At 33.1% G+C, this 5,338-nt stretch carries 3 protein-coding genes and 2 tRNA genes; 4 read left to right on the top strand and 1 reads right to left on the bottom strand.

The window, feature by feature from the left end:
- Positions 1-60 precede the first annotated feature (60 nt).
- The 3 genes from FLK20_RS21270 to FLK20_RS21260 all read left to right on the top strand — a co-directional run bounded on the left by FLK20_RS21270 (position 61) and on the right by FLK20_RS21260 (position 3,711).
- Positions 61-135: transfer RNA gene (locus FLK20_RS21270), tRNA-Thr, on the top strand.
- 3 nt (positions 136-138) lie between these two features.
- Positions 139-211: transfer RNA gene (locus tag FLK20_RS21265), tRNA-Thr, on the top strand.
- 266 nt (positions 212-477) lie between these two features.
- Positions 478-3,711: a CapA family protein gene (locus FLK20_RS21260; RefSeq protein ID WP_194165716.1), complete on the top strand. Its 3,234-nt coding sequence runs from the start codon at positions 478-480 to the stop codon at positions 3,709-3,711.
- Positions 3,712-3,911: 200 nt separating this feature from the next.
- Here FLK20_RS21260 and FLK20_RS21255 read toward each other — a convergent pair whose 3' ends face one another.
- Positions 3,912-4,307 (bottom strand): VOC family protein, encoded by a 396-nt coding sequence (locus FLK20_RS21255; RefSeq protein ID WP_152658601.1) that lies wholly within the window; start codon positions 4,305-4,307, stop codon positions 3,912-3,914.
- A 199-nt stretch (positions 4,308-4,506) separates the two neighbouring features.
- Here FLK20_RS21255 and FLK20_RS21250 point away from each other — a divergent pair, with 199 nt between their 5' ends.
- A complete protein-coding gene (locus FLK20_RS21250; RefSeq protein ID WP_152658600.1) occupies positions 4,507-4,743 on the top strand; it encodes an HPr family phosphocarrier protein in 237 nt (78 codons plus the stop codon).
- Positions 4,744-5,338 lie beyond the last annotated feature (595 nt).

Genomic DNA, 5,338 nt, shown 5'->3' with positions numbered 1-5,338 from the left:
TTCCCCCTGCGAGAGTAGGACGCCGCCAGGCTTATTTTTTTATCTGCATGTAATTTGCATTCCACAGTAGCTCAGTGGTAGAGCAATCGGCTGGTAACCGATCGGTCGTAGGTTCGAATCCTACCTGTGGAGCCATCTGCTTCCATAGCTCAGCCGGTAGAGCACTTCCATGGTAAGGAAGGGGTCAGCGGTTCAAGTCCGCTTGGAAGCTTATATGTGAAACGCTTTGTCCTATGATGGATAGAGCGTTTTTTGTTTTTGTAATTATTGTAAAGCGGAAAGAAATCAGATAAATCGGTATCAAGTATAGAGTAAAACTATTAAAATAAAGATCTAAAACCAAATTTATTGAAACTTATGATTGTTTGAAAAGGCAATGAGATGAATGATATAATAGTATGAAAAATGATAAAATTTTCTAATGGCATAAAGCATTTTTTAGAAAATGTTTTATTGAAGGGAGCTTATTGTATCTTTATGAATGAAAGTCGTACTAAAGACATTGCAGTGTTAACATTTTCAAAAAATCAACTGTTTGCAGCAAAGCCTCAAGGAAATCGGATTTCCCCTTGGGGAACAGGACATTTATTGCTCTACTTGTCTATAATACTTGATTTACAAGAAGGTGTTTTTTCTCCTTCTCAAACGATTGTATTCTCAAAACGGGCTGCCAGTCAAAAGAAAGCTCTTCGCTCTACAAAGGGAGATCAAGAGGAATCTCGAATTTTATTAGATGTATTAAATCAAGCAATTTCTTTGAATGCTCCGGATTGTATTCTAGCATTGTGTATGCTGTACGGAGGAGAAAAGAAAGCACAGGAAAAAATTAATAAATTGGGAAGGGAATTGAATATTTCCAAAAATTCTCGCTTGAACATTACTGGAAGATTAGTAAAAAATCAAATGTCTAATTTATTTGATTATTACAAAATTGGTATGGCGTTTTTGAATCTTGCTCGAAGCAGCTTCAATTATATTCGAAACCGGCCACATGTAATAAAAGGTGAAATGTACAAACCTCAATCAACTCTTGATTTAAAAGGAGACACAATTGCAAGTATTTTTTGGGGAACAACACAGAATGATTGTTTGATTTTTAGAGAGATTAACAATGAAATTTGCTGTTCTGTAGTTATTAATGGGCTGAGTTATATACATACTGCTGAAGTGGCATTAGCCTCGTCCGTTCTAGAAAAAGCAAGAATTAAACAAGTTTCATTGGAAAGCCCAATTATAAACATATTAGCAGATACTTATTTTGGAGAATTCTATACTGAAAAAAGAATCAAGAAAAATAGAACGGATGCATTGCAGAAATATGGTTATGAATATACGCTTGAGAAGTTGTCCGAGAAGTTCTCTACTGAGGATTTTAACATTGTAACGTATGAAGGAGTTTTAATCAATCCTGAAGAACCTTGCTACAATAAGAGGAAAGTTTTTTATTTAGGTGGAGATAAAAAGAAGACAATCAATGAATTTAAAAACAGAAATATCCGTTTGGTTAACCTTGGAAATAATCATGCAAAAGATTATGGAGAAGAAGCGTTAGCAGATACGGTTCGAGCATTTAATCAGGCTAACATGGCTACAGTTGGAGCTGGTAATGATTTAATAGATGCAGTAAAGCCTGTGGTACTCTCTTATAAAAATAAAAAAATAGCTGTTTTTTCAGGCTATTGGCATCGTAATGGAAAAGATGCAGATTTTGATTTTTACGCAACAACTCGTGAAGGTGTTTCCAGTTTAGATGGTCTTCTGCTAGAAGAAATAGAGACATTTAAGAAAGACAATCCGTCTGTGTTTACTGTTGTCCTTGCCCATTGGGGCGTTGACTTTAAAAATATTCTTCCACATCAAAGAAAGTTAGCGAAATTATTAGTAAAAAAAGGAGCAGATTTAATTATTGGTAGCGGTCCGCATAAAGTACAGCCTGTTGAAGAAATAGACGGTGTAAAAGTATTTTATAGCTTAGGAAATGGTGCTTTTAATAGTGATGGATGGGATTTGAAAAAAGAAGGGAACTTTCCTTATGGCTATTTTTTAAAATGGGATATTTCGGAAAATGAAATATTAGTTTACCCATTTTGGAATTATAATCCAGATACTTTCTGGCAGCCCAGGTTTATAGAAGGTGGGGAACAAGAAGAAGTCCTGAAAGATATCTCCACAATCAATTCTCATCAATTATTAGAAAATCCAACTACCGATGCTGAGGGACATCTATATTATTCAATTAAAGCAGATCCCGTAAAGAAGAAGCCTATTGAAAACTGGAAGGAGTGGTTTACTCGCAATTTACAAGGGGAATTTCTTGAACCGGACCTTGTACCATCGCTTGAATTTGATTTTGCCACTATTTATCCAGAGCGAATGAAACAATCAGATTGTCAGCAAGCTTTAGTTGTATCATTAGCTGCTGAGAATTTAAAAAGTATGTATAATGATGCTTCTTGGAATCCTAAACATAGAAATGAAATTTTAGCCTATGCTGATTATTTAGAGAAAATAGCCCTTATAGTTACTGACTCACCTATTGAATCGTTAAGAAAGACTGTTCCTCAATTTATAGTTGAAAATTCGTTGCAAGCAGCTTCATTCTTAGCAGATTTTATGGTGGAAAATTATAAAGGCAAGATGGTTACTATTACTGGAAGTGTTGGAAAATCTTCAACAAGGATGCTATTGGAGCAATTATTTGAAGAAGAAGAACAGGTGAGTAATAGAGGGAACTCGAACTTGCATTTAGCCAATTTAGAGCTGGCATTAAATTTAATCAAGCAGCCAGAAAAAGCATTTTTTGAAATTGCAATAGGTGGTCTGAATGCGTTAGCTTATGGTAATGAAGCTTCTCGTTATCGAAGTGATGTGGCGATTATGAGTTCTTATGGAATTGCTCATGCGATGTGGGGCGTAGATAGCAATTTAAGTAGAAAAGCAGAATTGTTCTTTTGTACAAAAGATGGAGGAACGGCAATTATCAATGGAGACATTGAAGAGAAATATCTATGGAAAATTTTAAAGCAGGCCAGGCTTCAAAACTTAAATATCAAAATGTATAGCTTAGTTGATGAAAAAGCTTTTTGCTATTTAATCCATAAAAAAGTTAGAAGAGATAATGTGGAAGTAAGCATTTCTTTCAATGGAAGTGAAATAAGTATTCCATTGAAAGTAGGCAGTAATGGACAGGTTCAAAATATTATGTCTGCATTGATTGTTTTGGATGATTTGGGTTATGATATAACTGAATATATTCATAAATTCTGGGATTATAGAAATCTCCCGCGTAATTTGGAAGAGATAGAGATTATAACAGAGAGTAATTACTTTACAGTTATAGATGATACGCATAATAGTTCAGTACCAGCTCTAAAAAATGGACTGCAATATTTTAAAGAAAAGAAAAACTTTTATAAAGGAAATAAACTGTTAGTTGTTGGTGAAGTAGCTGAGCTGGGGTTATATAGTTTGGAAGAGCATCAAAAATTAAAAGTAGATTTAGAAAAAACAGAGGCAACGCAAATATTTTTGTGGGGAGACTCATTTAAACAAGTATCAGAAGAGCTAGCTAATGCACAGTGGTTTGCAAACAAAGATGAAATTATTACTGCTGTTAAAAATCATATGAATCATGATACACTTATTTTTATTAAAGGATCTTCTTATAGTAAATTTTATACAGTAGCTGATCAAATTAGAACTCTTAAGTAGGCGACTTCATGGAAAAATATATGAACAAGTTTATATTATAATAGAAAAGGTATTTATAAAAGGACGTTTTCTCAAATAACTTAGCATATGACATCTATCAATGTAAAAAGGCAAATCCTAATTAAAGAGGATGTGCTTTTTTACATTAACTTTTATTCTCTCGCATTAGATTTTATCGAAAATTCAACCGCGAAAAAACCCTATGGAGCAACTAATTCTACTTTCACTCTATCCGGATCTTCAAAGTAAACAGCATAATGATTATCCCCGCCCGCAAATGGGTGAAGGTGCTGATAAAGAATAGTTATCCCTTTTTGCTGAAGCTTCTTCGTCATCTCATCGACAAATTCCCGGGAGCCTGCATGGAAGGCTAAGTGATTTAAACCGACACGGCATCGATGATAGGGAATATCCAAAAATCTTTCCTCTGCTTGGACAAATACAAGATATGTATCTTCCAGTTTCCAGCTCTGCCCGCCTTCCCATTTTTGAAAATATGTATATCCCAGCTCCTTTAAGAACCAGTCCCAGAAATGAATCGTTTTATTTAAATCAGAAACATAGAGTTCAATATGATGAATGAGACCATGAGTCAAAGAAATCCCTCCTTAAAGTATAACTATTATTGCTTTACTAAGTCATTTACGAATTAGGCTGATAAAATAGTTTTGAAAAAGTTTACAAAGTACCAGATGAATGAGAAAATAAGTAGTATGTATCTTAATTATAATCGGTGCGCTAAACTCTATTATAGAACAGTAAGATGATAAAGCAAAGTATTGGAGGAGGAGTTCGATGATTGAACGCTATGTGAAATTAGAAAAAATTAATGATGTAAAAGATTTTGTAGAAAGAGTATCAACGTTTGAATATAAGGTAGAGGTTATTTCTGACACATATATATTAAGTGCGAAATCAATTATGGGAATATTCAGCTTGGATTTGACAAAGCCTTTGAAAATCAGAGTGCATGCAGATAGTTGTGATGATTTATTAGAAAGCATTTCAATTTATCTTGTTGACAGTGAATAAAGTAATGAGGGGTATTCAGGGATAAAATAACGCTGACTGCCCTTTTTTATGTGCGTGAAGTGAAGTAGAAGTATCTATTAGACATCTCCGTGAAGTACTGTCCCACTAAAAATTTCACCTTTATGAATGTTTCTATATAGCAGCTCGTTTTTCCTCAGTAATTTGAATATATCCATATAGATCTCATAATATTTTCCTTTCTTTAAAGAATACTCCTTTCGCTTATTTTCACTTATTTTCATTTGATATAAAAATTAATAATTATAAATCCTGTCTCTTGTTGTGAATTAAACAAACAGATAGGTGCAAAAACTCAGGATTTAAAGACATAAATTTCAAGTTTCTATTGTGAATAGTAGCCTTAAATACATTTTTAAGTATTATTCTATGTATTTTAAATTAAAGATATTAACAATAAAAAAATAATGTCAATAATATTTGTTAACAAAAACAAATACAATATTGACAAATCGAAAATAAATGATAATATTTACTTAAAGGAATTTGAAACCGATTTCAAATGACTGTTTAAAGTTTTATTCATTTATACAGATGGGGAGGTCACAAATGAGTATTAAATTTGGTTGTCATACAT

The sequence above is a fragment of the Oceanobacillus sp. CFH 90083 genome (assembly GCF_009389585.1).
In the GTDB taxonomy this organism is placed as follows: domain Bacteria; phylum Bacillota; class Bacilli; order Bacillales; family Amphibacillaceae; genus Oceanobacillus.
The sequence above is the reverse complement of the archived record's forward strand: the minus strand, read 5'-3'. Positions and strand labels throughout refer to the sequence as shown.

What these genes read in the sequence shown, in the direction of transcription:
- FLK20_RS21260 (WP_194165716.1), top strand. Translation starts at nt 478, where the DNA reads ATGAATGAAAGTCGTACTAAAGACATTGCAGTGTTAACATTTTCAAAA.
- FLK20_RS21250 (WP_152658600.1), top strand. Translation starts at nt 4,507, where the DNA reads ATGATTGAACGCTATGTGAAATTAGAAAAAATTAATGATGTAAAAGAT.